The sequence below is a fragment of the Streptomyces sp. NPDC088794 genome (assembly GCF_044750545.1).
Taxonomy (GTDB): Bacteria; Actinomycetota; Actinomycetes; order Streptomycetales; family Streptomycetaceae; genus Streptomyces.
Window position 1 is genome coordinate 74,787 of the sequence record NZ_JBIVKB010000023.1, and the last position, 21,652, is coordinate 96,438.

The 21,652-nt window shown below is 69.9% G+C and carries 15 protein-coding genes, 1 tRNA gene and 3 riboswitches; of the genes, 8 read left to right on the forward strand and 8 right to left on the reverse strand.

Annotated elements, in window-relative coordinates; genetic code table 11:
- Positions 1-67: 67 nt before the first annotated feature.
- From ACIP6U_RS43850 to ACIP6U_RS43870, 5 genes are all read right to left on the reverse strand, one after another.
- Positions 68-1,474 carry an OFA family MFS transporter gene (locus ACIP6U_RS43850; RefSeq protein WP_401728635.1) on the reverse strand — a complete coding sequence of 469 codons (1,407 nt, stop codon included), beginning with the start codon at positions 1,472-1,474 and terminating at the stop codon, positions 68-70.
- Complete coding sequence (locus ACIP6U_RS43855; protein WP_401728636.1) at positions 1,475-2,863, reverse strand: OFA family MFS transporter; 1,389 nt, start codon at positions 2,861-2,863, stop codon at positions 1,475-1,477.
- A 120-nt stretch (positions 2,864-2,983) separates the two neighbouring features.
- Positions 2,984-5,128, reverse strand: a complete 2,145-nt coding sequence (locus ACIP6U_RS43860) for an acetate--CoA ligase family protein (protein ID WP_401728637.1) — start codon at positions 5,126-5,128, stop codon at positions 2,984-2,986.
- 4 nt (positions 5,129-5,132) lie between these two features.
- A complete protein-coding gene (frc, locus tag ACIP6U_RS43865) occupies positions 5,133-6,362 on the reverse strand; it encodes a formyl-CoA transferase (protein ID WP_124001835.1) in 1,230 nt (409 codons plus the stop codon).
- A gap of 12 nt (positions 6,363-6,374) precedes the next feature.
- Positions 6,375-8,057 carry a thiamine pyrophosphate-binding protein gene (locus tag ACIP6U_RS43870; RefSeq protein ID WP_401728638.1) on the reverse strand — a complete coding sequence of 561 codons (1,683 nt, stop codon included), beginning with the start codon at positions 8,055-8,057 and terminating at the stop codon, positions 6,375-6,377.
- Between the two features lie 143 nt (positions 8,058-8,200).
- On the opposite strand from ACIP6U_RS43870, the gene sucC reads away from it, so the two are divergent.
- The 3 genes from sucC (at position 8,201) to ACIP6U_RS43885 (ending at position 12,009) form a co-directional block, all read left to right on the forward strand.
- On the forward strand, positions 8,201-9,331 hold the full coding sequence (sucC, locus tag ACIP6U_RS43875) for an ADP-forming succinate--CoA ligase subunit beta (protein WP_401728639.1): 1,131 nt from the start codon (positions 8,201-8,203) through the stop codon (positions 9,329-9,331).
- 11 nt (positions 9,332-9,342) lie between these two features.
- Complete coding sequence (gene sucD / locus ACIP6U_RS43880) at positions 9,343-10,242, forward strand: succinate--CoA ligase subunit alpha (protein ID WP_401728640.1); 900 nt, start codon at positions 9,343-9,345, stop codon at positions 10,240-10,242.
- A gap of 204 nt (positions 10,243-10,446) precedes the next feature.
- Positions 10,447-12,009 carry an aldehyde dehydrogenase family protein gene (locus tag ACIP6U_RS43885; protein WP_401728641.1) on the forward strand — a complete coding sequence of 521 codons (1,563 nt, stop codon included), beginning with the start codon at positions 10,447-10,449 and terminating at the stop codon, positions 12,007-12,009.
- A 68-nt stretch (positions 12,010-12,077) separates the two neighbouring features.
- On the opposite strand, the gene ACIP6U_RS43890 is transcribed toward ACIP6U_RS43885, so the two are convergent.
- Entirely contained in the window at positions 12,078-12,983 is a 906-nt protein-coding gene (locus tag ACIP6U_RS43890) for an LLM class flavin-dependent oxidoreductase (protein WP_401728642.1), read from the reverse strand.
- Between the two features lie 71 nt (positions 12,984-13,054).
- On the opposite strand from ACIP6U_RS43890, the gene ACIP6U_RS43895 reads away from it, so the two are divergent.
- The 3 genes from ACIP6U_RS43895 (at position 13,055) to ACIP6U_RS43905 (ending at position 15,046) form a co-directional block, all read left to right on the forward strand.
- A complete protein-coding gene (locus tag ACIP6U_RS43895) occupies positions 13,055-13,531 on the forward strand; it encodes a MarR family winged helix-turn-helix transcriptional regulator (protein WP_401728643.1) in 477 nt (158 codons plus the stop codon).
- Positions 13,532-13,688: 157 nt separating this feature from the next.
- Positions 13,689-13,773: transfer RNA gene (locus ACIP6U_RS43900), tRNA-Leu, on the forward strand.
- Between the two features lie 658 nt (positions 13,774-14,431).
- A riboswitch (cobalamin riboswitch) is annotated at positions 14,432-14,504 on the forward strand.
- 53 nt (positions 14,505-14,557) lie between these two features.
- Complete coding sequence (locus ACIP6U_RS43905) at positions 14,558-15,046, forward strand: DUF4430 domain-containing protein (RefSeq protein ID WP_401728644.1); 489 nt, start codon at positions 14,558-14,560, stop codon at positions 15,044-15,046.
- A gap of 18 nt (positions 15,047-15,064) precedes the next feature.
- On the opposite strand, the gene ACIP6U_RS43910 is transcribed toward ACIP6U_RS43905, so the two are convergent.
- Both ACIP6U_RS43910 and ACIP6U_RS43915 read right to left on the reverse strand, forming a co-directional pair.
- Positions 15,065-15,976, reverse strand: a complete 912-nt coding sequence (locus tag ACIP6U_RS43910) for a cobalamin-binding protein (protein WP_401728645.1) — start codon at positions 15,974-15,976, stop codon at positions 15,065-15,067.
- 28 nt (positions 15,977-16,004) lie between these two features.
- A complete protein-coding gene (locus ACIP6U_RS43915) occupies positions 16,005-17,423 on the reverse strand; it encodes a hypothetical protein (RefSeq protein WP_401728646.1) in 1,419 nt (472 codons plus the stop codon).
- A 125-nt stretch (positions 17,424-17,548) separates the two neighbouring features.
- A riboswitch (cobalamin riboswitch) is annotated at positions 17,549-17,624 on the reverse strand.
- Between the two features lie 138 nt (positions 17,625-17,762).
- A riboswitch (cobalamin riboswitch) is annotated at positions 17,763-17,835 on the forward strand.
- A gap of 232 nt (positions 17,836-18,067) precedes the next feature.
- On the opposite strand from ACIP6U_RS43915, the gene ACIP6U_RS43920 reads away from it, so the two are divergent.
- Together ACIP6U_RS43920 and ACIP6U_RS43925 are read left to right on the forward strand one after the other, a co-directional pair.
- Positions 18,068-20,731, forward strand: coding sequence for a prenyltransferase/squalene oxidase repeat-containing protein (locus ACIP6U_RS43920; RefSeq protein WP_401728647.1), 2,664 nt, complete (start codon positions 18,068-18,070; stop codon positions 20,729-20,731).
- Positions 20,728-21,648, forward strand: coding sequence for a hypothetical protein (locus tag ACIP6U_RS43925; RefSeq protein ID WP_401728649.1), 921 nt, complete (start codon positions 20,728-20,730; stop codon positions 21,646-21,648). The genes ACIP6U_RS43920 and ACIP6U_RS43925 overlap by 4 nt, the downstream gene beginning before the upstream one ends.
- The last annotated feature ends 4 nt before the right edge of the window (positions 21,649-21,652 follow it).

The following is a 21,652-nucleotide window of genomic DNA, read 5'->3' on the forward strand; positions in this document are numbered from 1 at the left end:
ACCGCTAGACACACGTGAGGAGGCCCTCCCCGCACCCGGGGAGGGCCTCCTCACGCGCGCGTGGCCGTCAACCGGCCGGCTGCGGCTGGGGAGTCGACGTCACCTCCCGGCTGCGACCCGGCTGCCGCAACAGCAGCGCTATCGCCGCCGCGGCCATCGAGACGCCGCCGGCCAGCGCGTACGCGCCGTCGTAGCCCCAGGACGCGACCACCATGGAGCCGAGGCCGCCGCCGAACAGACCGCTGATCAGCTTTCCGCTGTACACCAGCCCGTAGTTGGTGGCGTTGTAGTTCTCACCGAAGTAGTCCGGGGTCAGCGCCGCGAACATCGGGTAGAACGCGCCGCCGCCGAAGCCGGACAGAAAGGCGAAGAACAGGAACAGCCACTCGCTCTTCAGCTCGCCCGCCAGGATCACGCCGAACTGCGCGAATCCGAGCACCAGGATGACGAACACCAGGGTCGGCTTGCGGCCCCACTTGTCGGACAGCCAGCCCACGACACCGCGCCCGATGCCGTTGATGACCGCCATGACGCCCATGGAGGACGCGGCCACCAGCGGTCCGAAGCCGACCTCCTTGGCGTAGTCGACCTGGAAGGAGATCCCGAAGATCGACACACCGGCGGTCATCACGATGGCCACCCACATCAGGGGTAGCATGCCCGTCCTGATGGCCTCCTTGGGCGTGTACTGCTTGGTCGCCGGAGGGTTCTTCGCGAGGCTCTGCGCGTTCTTCTCGTTGCCGGCGAACGTCAGCGGGTCGATGTCCGCGGGCCACCAGTTCTTCGGCGGGTCCTTGAAGAAGAACGCGCACCCGAAGACCACGATCATGATGTAGCAGCCGATCAGGTCCAGGACGCGGTGGTAGTTCCCGGTGTCGAAGGCGTAGTTGAAGATGAAGATGAACGGCAGCGACCCGTACGCGAAGCCGCCGTTGACGAAACCGGTCCGGGCGCCCCGGCGTTCGGGGAACCACTTGCCGACCATGTTGATGCAGGTCGCGTAGACCAGGCCGGCACCGATGCCACCGATGACACCGAAGCCGAGGATCGCCAGCAGGACGTTGCTCAGGTGCGACAGGGCGAAGAACCCGATCAGGCACATCACGGAGCCGATGTACATGGCCTTGCGGGCCGTCAGGATGCCCTTCTCGCGCATCCAGCCCGCCGGGAAGGCGATACCGGCCTGGAAGAACACCCAGACGCTCAGGATCCAGAAGGTGTTGCTCTGCGTCCAGCCGTGCGCGCTGGACAGCGTGTCCTCCGCGGAGCCGTACGCGTACTCGAAGACGCTGATCGCCATCATGGCGATCCACGGGAGGTAGATCATGAACTTGCGGGAGTGGCCGAGGATGGCCCGGTCGGTCTCGCCCACGCGGTAGACGCGGCCTCGGGAGTCGGTCACTTCACGGTAGGGACGGTGTGCGGCGTCGGGGTCTGCCGACGAGTTGCCGGCTGCGATGGGGTCCGCCGTCATTCAGGCCATCTCCTCGCCGAGCGGTTGCGGGTTGGGGACGATGCGTTGGGCCTTGGGGCGGCCCGGGGACTTCAGGAAGAGCGCGAGCACGGCGGAGGCCAGCCCGACGGAGCCGGCGAGCACGAAGGCACCGTGGTAGTCCCACGCGCCGACGACGACCGCGCCCATGCCCGAGCCGACCAGTCCGGAGATCAGCTTCGAGCTGTAGACCATGCCGTAGTTGGAGGCGTTGTTGTTCTCACCGAAGTAGTCCGCCGTCATGGCCGCGAACAGCGGGAAGATCGCGCCGCCGCCGAAGCCGGAGACCATGGAGCAGAACAGGAAGAACGGCATGCTGCCCATCTGGCCGGAGACCAGCACACCGAACTGCGCCGTACCGAGCACGAGGCACACGATCACCAGCGTGTTGCGGCGCCCGTAGCGGTCGGAGATCCAGCCGATGACACCACGCCCGGTGCCGTTGACGATCGCCTTGAGGGACATCGCCGTGGCCACGATCCCGCCCGCGAACCCCATGTCCTTGCCGAACGGGACCTGGAAGGCGATACCGAAGATGTTGATGCCGGCGGTGCACAGGAGACAGAACCACATCATCCACAGCACTGGCTGACGGGCGGCCTCCTTGGGGGTGTACTGCTTGACGGCCGGCGGGTTCTTCTGCAATGCCCGCCGGATCTTCGGGTCGTCGGTCATCCGCAGCGGGTCGACGTTCGCCGGCCACCAGTTCTTCGGCGGGTCCCTGAAGAACCAGCCCGCAGACGCCACCACGAGGCACAGCCCGACACCCACACAGGCCAGCACGACCTCGTAGTTGCTCAGGTCCATGTACGAGGTGAACAGGAACACGAAGGGCACGGATCCGTAGGCGAAACCGCCGTTGACGAAACCCGTCTTGCCGCCCTTGCGCTCCGGATACCACTTGCCGACCATGTTCACGCAGGTCGCGTAGACCAGGCCGGCGCCGATACCGCTGCACATGCCGAAGCCGAAGTAGGCGACGAGCACGTTCGGCGCGTACGCCAGTGACAGATAGCCCAGCAGGGTCCCGACGGCGCCGATCATCATCGCCGTACGGGCCGGCAGCCGGCCGCTCTCCCGCAGCTGCCCGGCGGGGAAGGCCACGGCCGCCTGGAAGAAGATCCAGACGCCCATCAGCCAGAAGATGTGTCCGCTGCTCCACAGATGCGCCTCGTGGAGCGTGTCCTCCGCCGACGTGAACGCGTATTCGGCGGAGCTGATGCCCATCATGCCCACCCAGGGCAGGATGACCATCCACTTACGTGGTCGGCCCATGATGTCGACGTCCGACTCGCCGATCCGGTACATGCGGCCGTTTCGGTCCGTCACCTCCCTGTACGGGACGGACGTCGAGTAGTCGGTGGTTGTCATCGTTCAGTACCCCTAGCGTCGAAAGCTCTGGCCAGCGCCCCCTGTCCAATGCCTTTCGTGCGCGCACGGGTCCCGGGGCCGGCCGACGCGCACCGTCGGCCGCCCCCTCGTCCACCTAGGTCATGAGCCGCCCCCCAACAGGCCTGCCGCACGGGCCCAGCGGTACTTCGCCCCGAGCACGGCCACCGGCTTCTCGGTCGTGTACGGGTACGCCACGACCCCCCGCTCGTAGAGGTATTGGCAGGCCTCCTCGACCTCGACATCGCCCGCGAGAGAGGCCACCACGGGCTTCTCGATGCCGCGCTCCCGGAACTCGGCCACCACGCGCGCGGTGAGCTCCGCGAAGACCATCGGGGGAGTGACGATCGTGTGCCAGTAACCGAGGACGAGCGCGTGGATGCGCGGGTCCTCCAGACCGAGCCGGATCGTCGCCTCGTACGTCGACGGCGGCTCGCCCCCGGTGATGTCCACCGGGTTGCCCGCGGCCCCGAAGGGCGGGATGAACTTCCGGAAGGCCTCGTCGAGGTCCGGGGGGATCTCCATCAGCGTCAGGCCGTTGTCCGTCACCGCGTCCGACAGCAGCACGCCGCTGCCGCCGGCCCCGGTGATGATCACGACATTGTCGCCCTTGGGGGCGGGCAGCACCGGCAGCCCGCGCGCGTACTCCAGCATGTCGTTGAGACCCGGCGCCCGGATCACCCCGGCCTGCTTGAGGATGTCGTCGTACACGGCGTCGTCGCCCGCCAGAGCGCCGGTGTGCGAGCCCGCGGCCTTCGCGCCGGCCGCCGTACGGCCCGCCTTGAGGACCACGACCGGCTTCTTCGGCACGGTCGCCCGCGCGGCCTCCACGAAGGCCCGGCCGTCCTTGAGGTCCTCCAGGTGCATCGCTATGCAGTCGGTGTGCGGGTCCTCGCCGAACCACGTCAGCAGGTCGTCCTCGTCCAGGTCCGACTTGTTGCCGAGCCCGACGATCGCCGACACACCCGTCTTCGTGGTGCGCGCGAAGCCCAGGATGGCCATCCCGATGCCACCGGACTGCGAGGTCAGCGCGACCCCGCCCTTGACGTCGTACGGCGTGCAGAACGTGGCGCACAGGTCCTGCCACGTCGAGTAGTAGCCGTAGATGTTCGGGCCCAGCAGCCGGATGCCGTACCGCTCGGCGATCGCCACGATCTCGTCCTGGAGCGCGACTTCACCGGTCTCCGCGAACCCCGAAGGGATCAGTACGGCGTTGGGGATGTTCTTGCGTCCCACCCCCTCCAGGGCCGAGGCCACGAACTTGGCGGGGATCGCGAAGACCGCCACATCCACCTCACCGGGAACGTCGGTGACACTCTTGTACGCCTTGCGGCCGAGAATGTCATCGGCCCGGGGGTTCACCGGATGGATCTCCCCGGCGAAGCCGCCGTCGACGAGGTTGCGCATCACCGAATTGCCGATCTTGCCCTGCTCGTTGGAGGCACCGATCACGGCGACCGAGGTGGGCTCCATCAGACGGCGCATCGAGGTGAGGATCTCCGCGCGCGTGTACTTACGGCGCGGGGGTGGCTGCTTCTCTGCGAGGATCACGCGGATGTCGGCGGCGACCGCGCCCTGGGGCGTTGCGATCACCGGGTTGAGGTCGACCTCCGCGATCTCCGGGAAGTCCGCGACCAGTTGGGACACCCGACGGATCTGCTCGGCGATCGCCCACCGGTCCACACCCGCCTGGCCGCGCACCCCGCGCAGGATCTCTGCCGACCGGATCGAGTCCAGCATCGACAGGGCCTCGTCCGCACTCACCGGCGCGAGCCGGAAGGTGACGTCCTTGAAGACCTCGACCAGCACCCCGCCGAGTCCGAACGCGACGATCTTCCCGAACGTCGGGTCCGTCACCGCGCCGACGATGACCTCCTGCCCCTGCGGCAGCAGCTCCTGCACCTGCACGCCCTCGATACGGGCGTTGGCGTCATAGGCGCGCGCGTTCTCGATGATCCGGCAGAACGCGGCCCGCACGTCCGCCGCGCCCTCGACCCCGACGACGACTCCGCCGGCGTCCGTCTTGTGCAGGATGTCCGGCGACACGATCTTCATCACCACCGGCCCGCCGAAGCGCGCCGCGTACGCCACCGCCTCGTCGACGTCGGTCGCCAACTCCTCACCCGGTACGGCGATCCCGTACGCGTCGGCGAGGATCTTGCCCTCGGGCGCGGTCAGCGCCGCCCGTCCCTCGGCGCGCACGGCGTCGAGGAGCGAGCGCACCGTCAGCTCCCGGTCTTCGGCCATCACGTCAGATCACTCCGTTCGACTTGAGCAGGCGCAGTTCCTCGTCGCCGAGGCCGAGCTCGCCGACGTAGACCTCTTCGTTGTGCTCGCCGAGCAGCGGCGAACTGGTCACGTCCACGGGGGAGTCGGAGAGCTTCAGCGGGCTGCCCACGGTCACGAACTCGCCGCGCTCGGGGTGCGGCACGGTGACGACCATCTCGTTGGCGACCAGCGAGTCGTCCTCGATGATCTCCCTGGTGGACAGGATCGGACCGCACGGGATGTTGTGGGCGTTGAGCCGCTCCAGCACCTCCCACTTGGGCAGGGTGGCGGACCACTCCTCGATCAGCTGGAACATCTTGCCGAGCTTGGGCAGCCGGGCCTCCGGCGTCGCCCACTCGGGGTCGGCCGCCAGCTCGGGCCGGCCGATCAGCTCGCTGAGCGGCTGCCAGCCGACGGGCTGCACGATGACGTACACGTAGTCGTTCGGGCCGCCCGGCGCGCACCTGACCGCCCAGCCCGGCTGACCGCCGCCGGACGCGTTGCCCGAGCGGGGAACTTCCGTGCCGAAGTCCTCGTTCGGATATTCAGCGAGCGGCCCATGTGCCAGGCGTTGCTGATCCCGCAGCTTCACCCGGCACAGGTTGAGTACGGCGTGCTGCATGGCCACGTTGACCCGCTGCCCACGCCCGGTGTTCTCCCGCTGGAACAGCGCCGCGAGAATCCCCGCCACGGCGTGCACACCCGTCCCGGAGTCCCCGATCTGGGCCCCCGTCGCCAGCGGCGGCCCGTCCTCGAAACCGGTGGTCGACATCGACCCGCCCATGGCCTGAGCGACGACCTCGTACGCCTTGAAGTTGGTGTACGGGCCGTCCCCGAACCCCTTGATGGAGGCATAGACGATCCGCGGATTGATCTCCTGGATGCGGTCCCAGGTGAAGCCCATACGGTCGACCGCGCCCGGTCCGAAGTTCTCGACCATGACGTCCGAGCGCCGGATCAGCTCGGTGAGGATCTCCTTGCCGCGCTCGGTCTTGGTGTTGAGGGTGATGCTCCGCTTGTTGCAGTTGAGCATCGTGAAGTAGAGGGAGTCGACGTCCGGGAGGTCGCGCAGCTGCTTGCGCGTGATGTCACCGGTCGGGGCCTCCAGCTTGACCACGTCCGCACCGAGCCAGGCGAGCAGCTGGGTGGCGGAGGGCCCGGACTGGACGTGCGTCATGTCGAGGACTCGGATGCCTTCGAGAGCCTTGGTCATGGCCGGCTCACCTCACTTGTACATCGTCTGGTTCATGGTTCCGGGGGCGTACGCGTCCGGGTCGACCCAGACGTTGATCAGTGACGGCTTGCCCGACTCACGGGCGCGCTGGAGAGCGGGGGCGATGTCGGCGGGGTCGCGGACCTCCTCGCCGTAACCGCCCAGCATCTGGGCGAACTTGTCGTAGTGGACGTCGCCGAGGGTGTTGCCGACCCGCTCGCGCTCCAGGCCGTACTTCTGGGCCTGGCCGTAACGGATCTGGTTCATCGAGGAGTTGTTGCCGACGATGCCGACGAAGGGGAGGTCGTAGCGGACGAGGGTCTCGAAGTCCCAGCCGGTCAGGGAGAACGCGCCGTCACCGAAGAGGGCGACGACCTCCTTGTCGGGCCGTGCCTGCTTGGCGGCGAGCACGAAGGGGACGCCGACGCCGAGGGTGCCGAGCGGGCCCGGGTCCATCCAGTGCCCGGGCGACTTGGGCTGCACCACCTGCCCGGAGAAGGTGACGATGTCGCCGCCGTCGCCGATGTAGATGGAGTCCTCGGTGAGGAAGTCGTTGATCTCGCTCACCAGGCGGTACGGGTGGATCGGTGAGGCGTCCGACTTCAGGCTCGGCAGCCGCTTCTCCAGGGCGGTCTGCTCGGCGGCGCGCAGCTCGTCGAGCCACTCCTTGCGCTTGGCGGCCCCGCCGTTGACGCGCCCGGAGGCGGCCTCGGTGACCGACTTCAGCACGAGCCCGGCATCGCCGACGATCCCCAGGTCGATGTCGCGGTTCTTGCCGACGGTCCGGTAGTCGAGGTCGATCTGCACGACGGTCGCGTCCGGCGACAGCCGCTTGCCGTAGCCCATGCGGAAGTCGAAGGGCGTACCGACGATGACGATGACGTCGGCGTTGGAGAAGGCGTACCGGCGCGACAGCTGGAAGTGGTGCGGGTCGCCCGGCGGCAGGGTGCCGCGGCCTGCGCCGTTCATGTAGGCGGGGATGTTGAGGGTGCGTACGAGGTCGATGGCTTCCTCGGTGCCGCGCGTCGTCCACACCTGGCTGCCGAGCAGGATGGCCGGCTTCTCGGCGTGGACCAGCAGGTCGGCGAGCTTCTCGATCGCCTCGGGGTCACCGGCCGAGCGGGTCGAGGCGCGGTAGGCGCCGGGCTTCGGCACGCGCGCCTTGCTCACCGGGACCTTGGCGTCCAGCACGTCACGCGGGATCTCCAGGAAGGAGGGGCCGGGCGCGCCGTGGTAGCACTCGCGGAACGCCATCGACACCATGTCGGCGGCGCGCGCGGTGTCCGGCACGGCCGCCGCGAACTTGGTGATCGGCGTCATCATGTCCACGTGCGGCAGGTCCTGGAGGGACCCCATCTTGTGCTGGGTGAGAGCCCCTTGGCCGCCGATCAGCAGCATGGGGGACTCCGCGCGGAAGGCGTTGGCGACACCGGTGACGGCGTCGGTCGTCCCCGGTCCAGCGGTGACGACCGCGCAGCCCGGCTTGCCGGTGATGCGGGCGTAGCCGTCGGCGGCGTGGGCGGCGACCTGCTCGTGGCGGACGTCGACGACCTCTATGCCCTCGTCGACGCAGCCGTCGTAGATGTCGATGATGTGGCCACCGCACAAGGTGTAGATGCGGTCGACGCCCTCGGCCTTGAGTGCCTTGGCAACGAGATGACCACCGGAAATCACATCCTGGGTGTCGTCGGGCATGGCGAAGTCCTGTCCCTTCGTAGGGGGTTGGAACGCTCTCGCGGTACATTGCATACAGTCGACGAATACTGTATGAAGCTTGTTATCCCGCATCCAGTGGGTGGTGTCCAGGGGGCGTGCGGCACTTTTAAGAGGGAGCCGAGATGGACCTGTACGAACACCAGGCAAGGGAACTCTTCGAGGAACACGGCATCTTGGTGCCGAGGGCGGAGGTCACCGGCTCGTCCAAGGAGGCACGCGAGATCGCCCGCAGGCTCGGCGGGCGGGTCGTGGTGAAAGCCCAGGTGAAGACCGGTGGCCGCGGCAAGGCGGGCGGGGTCAAAATCGCCGCCGACCCGGCCGCCGCCGAGCTCACGGCACGGCAGATCCTGGGCATGGACATCAAGGGCCACACGGTCGGCAAGGTGATGCTGGCCCAACCGGTCGACATCGAGAGCGAGTTCTACGTCTCCTACGTGCTCGACCGCGCGGCGGGCACGTTCCTCGCGATCGCCTCCGCCGAGGGCGGCATGGACATCGAGGAGGTCGCCGCGACCCGGCCCGAGGCCGTGGCCCGCATCCCCGTCGACCCGGCCGAGGGCGTCACCTCGGCGAAGGCGGGCGAGATCGCCGAGGCGGCCGGCCTGCCGCCGCAGACGGTCGACGTCCTCGTACGGCTGTGGGACGTGCTCGTGCGCGAGGACGCCCTGCTCGTCGAGGTCAACCCGCTCGTGCGCACCGCACAGGGGCAGATCCTCGCCCTCGACGGCAAGGTCACCCTCGACGACAACGCCCGCTTCCGCCAGGCCCGTTGGGGCGCGGACGACGTCGAGCACGACGACGCGCTGGAGGCGGCGGCCGCCGCCAAGGGCCTCAACTACGTCAAGCTCGACGGCGCGGTCGGCATCATCGGCAACGGCGCCGGCCTCGTCATGTCCACCCTCGACGTGGTCGCCGGCTGCGGCGCCCGACCCGCCAACTTTCTTGACATCGGCGGCGGAGCCTCGGCGCAGATCATGGCGGACGGACTGTCCGTCATCCTCTCCGACCCGGCCGTGAAGTCGGTCTTCGTCAACGTCTTCGGCGGCATCACCGCCTGCGACGCGGTCGCCGAGGGCATCGTCCAGGCCCTGGACACCGTGCAGTTGACCAAACCCCTGGTGGTCCGGCTCGACGGCAACAACGCGGCCCGCGGCCGGGCCGTCCTCGACGACCGCGGCCACCCGCTGGTCCAGCAGGCCCCCACCATGGACGGCGCCGCCCGCCGCGCCGCCGACCTCGCCAACGCACGCTGAGGAGCAGGGACATGGCGATCTACCTCACCAAGGAGAGCAAGGTCCTCGTCCAGGGCATGACCGGTGGCGAGGGCATGAAGCACACCCGCCGCATGCTCGCGGCCGGCACGGACGTCGTCGGCGGCGTCAACCCGCGCAAGGCGGGCTCCACCGTCGACTTCGACGACCGGATCGTCCCCGTCTTCGGCTCGGTCCGCGAAGGGATCGAGGCGACGGGCGCCGACGTCACCGTCGTCTTCGTGCCGCCCGCCTTCGCGAAGGCGGCCGTGATCGAGGCGGCGGACGCGGGCATCGGCCTCGCCGTCGTCATCACCGAGGGTATCCCGGTCCACGACTCCGTCGCCTTCACGGCGTACGCGAAGTCGAAGGGCACCCGGATCATCGGCCCCAACTGCCCCGGCCTGATCACCCCCGGCCAGTCCAACGCGGGCATCATCCCCGCCGACATCACCAAGCCGGGCCGCATCGGCCTGGTGTCCAAGTCCGGCACGCTCACCTACCAACTCATGTACGAACTCCGGGACATCGGCTTCTCGACCTGCGTCGGCATCGGCGGCGACCCCGTCGTCGGCACCACGCACATCGACTGCCTGGCCGCGTTCCAGGAGGACCCCGACACCGAACTGATCGTCCTCATCGGCGAGATCGGCGGCGACGCGGAGGAACGGGCGGCCGCCTACGTCCGCGAGCACGTCACCAAGCCCGTCGTCGGCTACATCGCCGGCTTCACCGCCCCCGAGGGCAAGACCATGGGGCACGCGGGCGCCATCGTCTCCGGCTCGTCCGGCACGGCGGAGGCCAAGAAGGAGGCGCTGGAGGCGGTGGGGGTGAAGGTCGGAAGCACCCCGACGGAGACCGCACGGCTGGTGCTGGACGTCCTCGAAGCGACACGTGACGTCACTCATAGTTGACGCGACGTGACTGTCGCGCTCCCTTGAGCGCAACTAGCGTCATCTGTACGGCGGTTCCTGCCGAAGCACGACAGCCACTGCCGGACCACTACGGCTGCTGCCGGATCACGGCAACCGCTGCCGCAGCCGCGACAGTTGCCGCCGTACACAAGACAGTTCCTGCCTCACCCCGCCCCGACTGTGCACCGAGAGCGGAGCAGAAGCATGGCATCAACCCTCATTCCCGCCCCTCCCCACCTGACCCTCAAGGCGGGCACGTCCTGGAGCGACGCCTGGCGGCGCTGTCAGGCTGTGGCCCCCGAGGCCTTCCAGGACGACCGCGTCCTCAACCTCTGGGGCTCCGCCTGGCGGCCCGACGGCCGGGCGCTGCCCGCCACCAGCCCCGTCGACGGCAGCCCCATCGCAGGCCCGCCCCGCCTGGACCGGGACACCGCCCACCAGGCCGTACGCGCCTCCCTGGACCAGCACCGCGCCTGGCGGCACATCCCGCTCGACGAACGCCGAGCCAGGGTCGCCGCCACCCTCGACGCCCTCACCGAACACCGCGAACTCCTCGCGCTGCTGCTGGTGTGGGAGATCGGCAAGCCCTGGCGGCTGGCGCAGGCGGACGTCGACCGGGCCATCGACGGCGTGCGCTGGTACGTCGACGGAATCGAGCCGATGCTCGCCGAACGGGCCCCGCTGGACGGCCCGGTGTCCAACATCGCGAGCTGGAACTATCCGATGAGCGTGCTCGTTCACGCAATGCTGGTACAGGCACTGGCAGGCAACGCGGTGATCGCCAAGACCCCGACCGACGGCGGCGTCGCCTGTCTCACCCTGGCCTCGGCGCTCGCTGCCCGCGAGGGGATTCCCGCCACCCTCGTCAGCGGCAGCGGGGGCGAGCTGTCCCAGGCGCTCGTGCGGGCGCCCGAGATCGGCTGCGTCTCCTTCGTCGGCGGCCGCGACACCGGCGCCGCCGTAGCCACGGCCGTCGCCGACCTCGGCAAGCGACATGTACTCGAACAGGAGGGACTCAACACCTGGGGCATCTGGAACTACTCGGACTGGGACGCGCTCACGGCCGTCGTCCCCAAGCTCTTCGACTACGGCAAACAGCGCTGCACGGCGTACCCGCGCTTCGTCGTCCAACGGCAGCTGTTCGACGAGTTCCTGGCGGCGTACCTCCCGGCGGTCCGCACGCTCAGGGTCGGCCACCCACTCGCCGTCGAGAAGCCCGAAGACCCGTACCCGGAGCTGGACTTCGGCCCGGTGATCAACGCGGCCAAGGCCAAGGAACTGCGCGACCAGGTCGCCGAGGCCATCGACCGCGGCGCCGTCCCGCTGCACCGCGGCCACGAGGCCGACGCCCGCCTCCTGCCTGGTCAGGACACCTCCGCGTACGTCCACCCCGTCACGCTCCTCAACCCGCCACCGTCCTCACCGCTGCACCACGCGGAACCCTTCGGCCCGGTCGACACCATCGTCCTGGTCGACACCGAGGCGGAGCTGCTGGCCGCGATGAACGCCTCCAACGGCGCGCTGGTGGCCACGCTGTCCACGGACGACCGGGCCACCTTCGACCGACTGGCCCCGCAGATCCGGGCGTTCAAGGTCGGCCACGGAAAGCCCCGCTCGCGCGGCGACCGGGACGAGTTGTTCGGCGGCTTCGGCGCGTCCTGGAGCGGGGCGTTCGTCGGCGGCGAACTCCTCGTGCGCGCCGTGACGCGGGGCCCCGAGGGCGAGCGGCTGCCCGGGAACTTCCCGGACTACCACCTCATGGCCTGACCGAGGGTCGGGTGGCGTGACCGCTCCGGTGGCGTCACCCGACGATCACTCCGGGCGCTACGAGGTGATCACTCCGGGCGTGACCCGGCGATCACCTCGTCGGCCAACCACCGTGCCACGCCCCGCGGATAGGGGCGCGGCAGACTGAGTACGACGTGGTTCACGCCGGCGTCGACGAGCGTACGCACCGTGGCGCGCGTCGACGCCGGGTCGTCGTAGGACACCAGGACCTGGACGGACCGGGTGATCTCGGCGGGGTCGCGGCCGAGGTCGGCACAGTGAGCGTCCAGGACGCGGGCGCGCTCGGCGACGAAGTCCACGCTGTTGTGCGGCGGCCCGGGCACGTTCCACACGTCGGCGTGCTCGGCGACCAACCGTAGCAGCCGGGTGCCCCAGCCGCCGATCAACAGTGGGGGACCGGGGCGCTGCACAGGCTTGGGCTCGTTCCGCGTGCCCTTGAGCCGGTAGTGGTGACCCGAGAAGTCGAACACGTCCTTCGTCCACATCAGCTTCAGGATCTCGACCGTCTCGGCGAGCCGCGCGACGCCCTCGCCCGGCGGCACCAGCGTCAACCCGTACGCCTCGTACTCCTCGATCGCCGGATTGGCGCCGGCGATCCCGCCCGCGCCCGGCGGCTGACGGGTGCCGCCGACCCCGAGCCCCATGATCAGCCGTCCGCGCGAGATCACGTCCACGGTGGACGCCAGCTTGCCCAGCACGGCCGGGGGACGGATGCGGTTGCTCGTCACCAGCAGCCCGAGCCGCAGCCGTCGGGTCTGCGCGGCCAGCGCGCTCAGCAGGGTCCACCCCTCGTGTATCTGTCCGTCCTTCGGCCCGGCGACCGGCAGCAGGTGGTCCCACAGCCAGGCGTCCTTGATCTCCGGCACGGCGTCGGCTTCCAGCCAGACGCGGCGGATGTCCGCGTAGGAGACGTGCATGGGGGTGGTCTTGATGCCGAAGCGCACTCTCGTCATGTTCGTCAGCGTACTAAATCATCAGCTAGGCTGACGATCAGCTGCCGATACGGCGCGGATACAGTCGGGGGATGGCTACTGAGGCGAGACCCGCACCCCTCGAATCCCGGCTCGGCTACCTCCTCAAGCACGCGCAGGCCAGGTTCGCCCGGGTGTCGGCGGAGGCGCTCGCCCCGCACGGGGTGGACGGGCACGAGCTGGCCGTGCTGGTGGTGCTCGCCGGTGACGAGCCGCTCTCGCAGGTCGAGGCGGCCGGACGGCTCGGCGTCGACCGCACCACGATGGTGTCGCTCATCGACGGCTTGGAGGACCACGGCCTGGTGGAGCGCCGGCGCAGTCAGCGGGACCGGCGCAAGAACATCGTCGAGCTGACCTCCGACGGAACGGAGTGCCTGCGGCAGGCGGAGAAGGCCCGCCGGGCCGCCGAGGCCCGGTTCCTCGCACCGCTGGGGGAGGAGACGGCGGCGGTGCTGGTCCGGGCCCTGCAGACACTGCTGGCGGACGAGCACCCCGCTCCCGAGACGGCCGGAACGGACCGCCGGGCGTAGCGGTCGGGTCACTTCCGGTAACGGCCGGCGCCGTCCCTCCGCGGGTGCGTCGGGCCTCCGCCCGGGGGTGGATATGCAGGTGAAAGGCACCCCGAAACCTTGGTATTGTTGTGCATGTCGCCGCGGGGAACACCCCCGGCCAGGCGGCAGACACCTAGTCCGGGTGGCGGAATGGCAGACGCGCTAGCTTGAGGTGCTAGTGCCCTTTAACGGGCGTGGGGGTTCAAGTCCCCCCTCGGACACAGACCATAACCCCAACGTGTGCGGGTCGAGCTGAGCCTCGGCCCGCACCAGCTGTTTTGCGGGGTCGTAGGTGAGCTTGAGGCCGAGATTGCGGTAGACGTCGGCCTTGTCCTGGACTTCTGCGTCGGCAAGTACATCGGGGATGCTGCCGAGAGATGTGATCATCGAGTCGATGTCCTCCTCGGTGAGCCGGTCCTCACGGGTGGCTTGGCGCCCCGTCGCGATCGCCTGGGTGCGGCGGGCCTGGACCTCGGTGATCCACTTGCCCACCAGTGCCGGATCGGTGCCCGCCTCCAGTGCCTCTCGGGAGCGGGCGATCATCGTGTCGTCCAGCCGGTGCGGGGCGAAGGCGCGCCCCAGCCAGTTGTCGAGCCGGGTGACCAGTACAGGATGTCGCCCGTGCACTGTGCCTGCATCCGCCGGTCGCACAGCCCACAGTGCACCAACCCGCGCAGTACGTATGGATGCGGAGCCCGGCGCCGCTCGAGCGGTGTGTAGATGGTGCCCCTGTCTGTCCGTACTGCTTCGGCCTGTTCGAAGGCCAAGGAATGGCTCCCGCGAGGCGGATCCTCGCGGGAGCCATTCTGTCCGTGTGGCCCTGGTGCCTCGTCGTCAACGGACCGTAGGATGCGGGGACTTCGTGCAACCGCACGACCGGGGGAAGCCGGTGGGAATCCGGCGCTGACCTGCAACCGTGAGCGGCCCGCACAGGCCGCGAGTCGGGATACCCGGCGTGCGCAGTGAACTGCTTCTCGCTGTCATGGTCTACAGGAGGGCTCAGCCTTGCGCCGCACATCCGCACATCGCACCCTGATCACCGCGACCGCTCTCGGGCTCGCGCTCGTCTCCGCTCCGGCGGTGGCCCACGCCCAGAGCACACCGGACACCAACGCTCGCGTGCGAGTGGCCCTCACCGTGCAGGGGCCGGACGGGCTCCTCTTCAAGGGGAAGATCAGGACCCGAGGGCACGACGTCACGACCGCGACCGGCGGCACCCACCACTGCGACGGCACCAACGGCGGCGCCAACCCGTCGGCCGTCCCCACCCCGACCGCGGCCCTCGACGACGCGGCCCGCAAGCGGCACTTCACCTGGGACGGGACCTGGTACGCCTCGTTCGACGACTACTTCGTCGAGACCATCAAGGACGTCAGCGGTGGCAGCTCCGCCTACTGGAACATCTCCGTCAACGGCACGTCCACACCCGTCGGCGGCTGCCAGTTCAAACTGAACGCCGGGGACAAGGTGGCGTTCACCTGGACCGCCTTCTGAGCCCGGGAATTCAGGGATCTACAAGGTGCGGGCCTCGGACGCCATGATCGGCTCCCTGGCCTGTACCCCGTGCAGGACATGGGCCAGCACCTCCGCCCCGCGGACCACTCGCGGTCCCGGCCGGTTGAAGTAGGAGGGTCCGTCCAGCACCCAGACCCGTCCCGAACGCACGGCGGGCAGCTCCGCCCAGCCGGGCAGTCCGGTCAGCAACTCGGCCTCCCGCAGGGTCCGTTCGGGTGGGAAGCCGCACGGCAGGACCAACACCACGTCCGGCCGTGCGGCCCGCACCGCCCCCCAGGTCATGGGCTTGGTGTGTTCGCCGGGCGCGGCGAGAAGCGGTTCACCCCCGGCCGCCGTGATCTGCTCGGGCACCCAGTGTCCGGCGGGCCACAACGGGTCGAGCCACTCGATCGCCACCACCCGGGGCCGTTCGCGTCCGGCGACCGAGGCGCGGACGCGGTCCAGCCGCGCCCGCAGGTCGGCCCGCCGTTGTTCCGCGCGCTCCCGCACGCCGAGCAACCCGCCGACCGTGACCAGGCAGTCCAACACGTCGTCCAGCGTGCGTGGTTCCAGACTCAGCACGCGGGTGTCCGCGTCGAGCAGTCGCACCGTCTCGCTGACCTTCTCGTACGACACCGCGCACACATCGCACAGGTCCTGCGTGAGCACCACGTCGGGGCGCAGCGCCGCCAGCGCCTCGGTGTCCAGTGTGTAGAGCGAGGAGCCGGAGTGCGCCGAGCCGCCCACCGCGTCGGAGATCTCCCGGCTGGTGAGCCGGTCCTGGTCGAGGTCCGCGCCGGTCACCACCGGGACAGCGGCCACCTCGCGCGGCGGCCAGTCGCACTCGTGAGTACGGCCGACCAGCCGTGCGGCCAGCCCCAGTTCGGCGACGATGTCGGTCGCGGCGGGCAGCAGGGAGACGATGCGCATGCCGCGACCCTACGGCCCGACCTCGGCGTCAGGCGCCCCAGCGCACGGCGATCGTGTCGCCGACCCCTACCGTCGTCCCTCGCGTGGCGGAGGTGAAGGACGAGCCGTCGATGCTGACCTTCCACGTGTTCGAGCCGCTGTTGGCCTTGCCGTTGAGGGACGTGACGGTGCCCGTGCCGGACGACGGCACGACGGCGGTGACGCAGCCCGACGGGGTGGCCGCACCCACTGCCGCGTCGAGGACGGCCCCGAGGCTGGTCGTCGACCCGGTCGGGGTGAGGGCGACGGAGCAGACCTTGAGGGCGCCGGTCCCGTCGTCGACCGTCAGGGCCAGCTTCGTCGCCGTACCGGAGGTGAGGGAGGACTGGCCCACCCACTGCGGAGCACCCGCGGTCACCGGGACGGGCGGTGTGGCGGTGAAGCCGCCGCCGGCCACCGCGCGCAGGCCGTCGATCGAGGCGTAGGCGGACGGACTGGTGTCGCTGGGCAGGTACTTGAAGCCGCCGCCCGGGTTGAACTGTTGCGCGATGAGGAAGTCGACCGGGGTCTTGCCCATGGAGGTCAGGAAGTCGCCGGTCTGCGGGTTGATGCCGCAGGCGTTGAGGCCGGAGACGGCCCAGCCGTTGGAGTCGGTGTTGACGCCGAACATGGCGTTGAATGCACCGCTGCTCGCGATCAGCTTGCTCTTGAGGAACGCCTTGGCCTGCACGATGTCGGTGTCCGTGTTGGGTACGCCGGACGTGCACAGGGCGGCCATCGCCGCGCCGGTCATGTCGATGTCGCTCGTCGCCGCGAGCTGGGTCGGATTGCCTTCGGCCTTGCTGTAGTTCCAGCCGCCGTCGTTGTGCTGGTTGGCGCGGACCCGGGTGACGATCGCGTCGCGCAGGGCCTGCGGGACGCGGACCTGTCCCGCCGTCGTTTTCGCGCCGTTGAGGGCGAGCGCGGCGAAGACCGTGCCGTTGAAGTTGGCCGACGGGCCGAAGTAGCCGGGCTCGGCGGTCTGCCAGTAGCCGTAGATGTCGGCGATCAGGTTGCGGGAGGCGGAGACGCGGGCCGGGTCGATGCCGGCGGCGTAGGAGTTGAGCGTGGCGCGCTCGTAGTCGGTGACGACCGGGGAGGAGGACGGCCAGCCGCTGGTGGACAGCAGGTTGCGGTAGACCGTTCTCGCGTTCTTGCTCGTGTCGCCGCCCGGTGTGACGTCCACGGCGGCGGTGCCGGCGGCCGCGAACGCGCTGAACGCCCATTCGTTCGACAGCCCTGATCCGGCGTACGAACCGTCGGCCGCTTGAAGGGACTTGAGGTACGTGACGCCGTTGGTCTTCGAGGTGGCGATCTGTGCCGGGGTGGTGGTCGCCGCGGCAGGCAAGGTGGTCAGGGCGAACGCGCCGAGCGCGGCAGCCGCGGTGAGCGCGGGGCGGCGGAAGGACGAGGACACGGTGCGGGGCATGGCCTGCTCCTGGGATGAGGGACGCCGACCCGACCCGTGCCGGACCCTCACGGTGCGAGGGGGAGCGGCGGGCGTGGCCGCCGTCCGAAACGCGTGGACCGGCTTCCAACAGTGCTTCGCCGCTTGGGCATTCGGGCTCGGGTCGGCATCCAGCCGTCCCACACCGCTGCGCGTCAGCCCCGGACTCTCACCGGGTTCCCCCACTCGGCAGTGCGGGACGGTACCCGACAGGCCCGTCCGTCGCCAGAGGTGCTCCGGACAACCCGTGAGCCGACTCGTGCCGCACCTTGACGCTCTCTGTGAACCATGTTCAAATCCGGCTGATACGCAAGAAGTTCCAGGGGAAGCCGGTCGAAACCCGGCGCTGACCCGCAACCGTGGGCCCGGCAGTGCCGGGCGAGCCGGAATGCCTGGAGCGTGCAACAGCAACAGACGCCGTCGCGGACTACGGCGTGGTGCGACCAGCTTCCATGCGCGGATGGTTTCCGCGTGTCGGGGGCCCTCAGCCACGTTTCCGCCCGTGCCGGTCAGGTGACGAGGGGGCCGCGGTGGGGACCGGAAGGCGAAGAGACGAGCGGACGGGGACAAGACCCGGACGCCTTGCGGCACTCGCGTCGGCACTGTTCGTCCTGTTCGCGGCCTGCATGACATTCCTCACCACGACATCCGCCGCAGCGGATCCCATCGGCGGGTGTACCACGACCAAGGGGTCTGTCGTCGCCGTCGATTTCGGGCCGTTCGGCGGGACGGTCGAGCGCGGTTGCGACGCCACGCCGACCACCGGCTACGAACTGCTCCACGAGGGCGGTTTCACGACCACAGGCACGGAGCACGACGGTCCGGCCTTCATCTGCCGCATCGGCTTCGGCTCCTTCAACTCCGGTACCCAGTACCCCACTCCGGACAAGGACGCCTGCGTCCTCACTCCGCCGGCCACCGCCTACTGGTCCTACTGGATCGCCTCGCCCGGCCAGGACGAGTGGACGTACAGCCAGTACGGCGCCATGGACCGCAAGCTCAAGGACGGCGATGTCGACGCCTGGGTGTACGGCGGTACCGATGTCGGCGGCAGCACGGGGAAGCCCACCTTCAGCCCGGATGACGTACGCGCCGACGGCACCGGTACCCCCGGCCCGAGCGGTTCCCCCACCGGCGCGCCCGGAGACGTCGACGTGTCCGGCGCGGCGAAGTGGCTCACGTCCCGACTGACCGACGGTGAACGCGTCGTCGACGACGGCGCCGACACACCCAACTACCTCCTGACGACCGAGACCGCCTACGCACTGGCCGCCGCGAACGGCAGGAGCGCGACCCTCGACAAGATCAGCGCCTTCCTGGCCGCGCACACCGACGAATACGCCTATCCGGCCGGCAAGGACCAGGCTCCCGATGCAACTGCCGCCGCCCGCCTGGCACTTCTCGCCGAGATCACCGAGAGCGACCCGGCCCGCTTCGGTGGCCACGACCTGATCGGCGACCTGAGGGGCAACGTCTGCGTAGCCGGTCCGGAGTCCGGCGAACCCACCCCTGGCTGCACCGCCAAGGGCGACTTCCGCAATGCGACCTTCACCGATGGTCAGGCCCTGTCGGTGCTGGCACTGCTGCGGGCGGGAGCCACGCCTCCGGCGGACTCGATCGACCGCCTGACGCAGGTCCAGTGTGCGGACGGCGGCATCACCGGCATCCTGATCCGCCCCGGCGAGTTCTGCGACGGCGACCCGGCCACCACCGGACTCGTGGCCCTCGTACTGCGGAAGGCCGGCGGCCACGACGGAGCGGTCGCGAAGGCGCGTACGTACCTCGGCAAGGCGCAGCGCGAGGACGGTGCTTTTCCCGGCTACACCGGCTCCACGACCGGCAGCGTCGCCGCGACCGCGTACGCCGCCGAGGCCCTGCGCGCGCTGGGCGACACCGACCGCGCCGACGCGGCTGTCGGCTGGTTGTCGAGGCAGCAACTCGACGGCGGCGGCTTCGGGTTCGAGGAGGGTGCCACCGACCCGGCCCTGTACCCGACCCCGCCGGCCGTGCTCGCCGGGGCCCTCACCGACCTGACCGTCCTGACGACGAAACGGACCGAGCCGACCGAGCCGCCGACCAGCGAACCGCCGACCAGCGAACCACCCACGGCGGACCCGGGTGACGGACCCGACCTGAAGAAGGGCGTCGCCTACCTCACCGATGCCGCCAACCTCAAGCAGGGCCAGTACTACACCGCCGGGCCCGGCACCTCCCGCGCCGACTTCGGCCTGACCATCGACGGCGCCTACGCGCTCGCCGCCACCGGCCTGAACAACGCCAAGCTGCGGGGCATCGTCGACTTCCTCGACCACGGAGGCAAGGACGGCGAGGGCCGCACGGTGAACGACTGGACGGGCACCGGGACCGCCTATGCGGCGGGCGGCTCCATCGGAAAGACCGCGCTGCTCGCCGAAGCGGTGGGCCGCGATCCGCGTGACTTCGGCGGCAAGGACCTCATCGCCGCTCTGGACAAGGCGGTCTGCGCGCAGCCGAGCACCGCACCCGACCGCTCCTGCGCGGCCAAGGGCGCCTATACCTACGCGCCGTCCGTCTTCGCCCACTCCCTCGCGGTCATGGCCCAGTTGCGGGCCGACGAGAAGACGGCCGCCGAACAGCCGATCGCCTACCTGGAGAGCCTCCAGCACAACAACGGCGCCTGGCCCAGCCTGATCCCGTCCACGAACGACTCCGACGTCGACTCCACCGCCATCGCCGCCATGGCACTGGACCTGGCGGGCGGAGACAAGGCGCAGCAGGCCGTCGACAAGGCCCTTGCCTGGATCGCCTCCAAGCAGTTGACCGACGGCGGCTTCCCTGGTGCGGCGGGCGACTCCGTCAACTCGGCCGCACTCGCCGTCCAGGGCCTGTCCCTCGACGCCGGGAAGTACGCCGAACAGATCGCGGACGCACGGGAGTTCCTCGCCGGACAGCAGAACTCCGACGGCGGCTTCAACGTGGCGAAGGAGGGCCAGCGCGGGTCCGACCTGCGAGCGTCCACCCAGGCCGTCGGCGGCGCCACCGGCATCTCCTTCGGTGAGCTGACGCGCAGCCTCAGCGGGACTTCGCCGCAGCCCACCCCGACTCCCAGCCCGAGTGCGAGCGCGCCCGACATCGTGACGCCCGGGGACACCGGTGGCACGGGCGGCACGGGAGGGACCGGCGGGGGAGGCCTCGCTGCCACCGGTGTGCAGGCGGGAGCCCTCGCCGGGATCGCCGCGCTGCTGGCGCTCGCCGGCTGGCGCACGGTCGTGGTCGCTCGCCGCCGCACCGACGCCGGAGGTCGGCGATGAGCCCAACACGCCTCGTGCGAGCGGTCGTTCGCGGTCTCGCGGCGCTCGCGCTGACGGCCGCCGCCTTCGGCGCGACCACCGCTCCGGTCGCGGCCGACCCGCAGTCCATGGGCCGCTGCACCACCACGTCCGGTGCGGTCCTCGCCGTCGACTTCAGTCACTGGGGCGGCCCGATCCTCCGCTCCTGCGGCACGACACCCACGACCGGATACGAGCTGCTCAACCAGGGCGGCTGGAGCACCACCGGGACCGGACACGACGGTCCCGCCTTCATCTGCCGTATCGGATACAGCGGTTACCAGGGCGGCAAGCAGTACCCGACGCCGAGCCAGGACGACTGCGTCCTGACCCCGCCCGCGTCCGCGTACTGGTCGTACTGGCACGCCGACCCCGGCGCGAGGACATGGCAGTACAGCCAACTCGGCGCCATGCTCTACAAACCCAAGCCCGGCAGCGTCGACCTGTGGATCTTCGGCGCCACCAACGTCGAAGGAACCGAAGGACGCCCCACGGTCACCCCCGACCAGCTCCGCGCCCACAACACCAAGCCGCAGGGCGACGCGGGCAAGCCGGCGTCCACGGCCAAGGCACCCACCCTCACCCCCGGCGTCGACACCGGCCCCGCGCCCGAGAAGCCGAAGAACCGGCCGACGAAATCCGCCTCGGTCAAGCCGGAACCGAAACCCGAGCCGAGCAAGAGCGTCACGGCAACCCCGAGTTCCTCGGCGAGCCCCACCGACACACCGCACGGCACCGGGACGCCGAGCCCCAGCAACGACATCGTCAACGCGGAGCCCACCGCCGAGGCCGAGCACACCTCCGGCTCGCTCGTCCCGGTGGCCACCGGGCTCGGGCTCGTCGCGCTCATCGCCGGCGCCGCGGTGTTCGCCGCGCGCCGCCGACGCCGCAGCGAGTGACCGG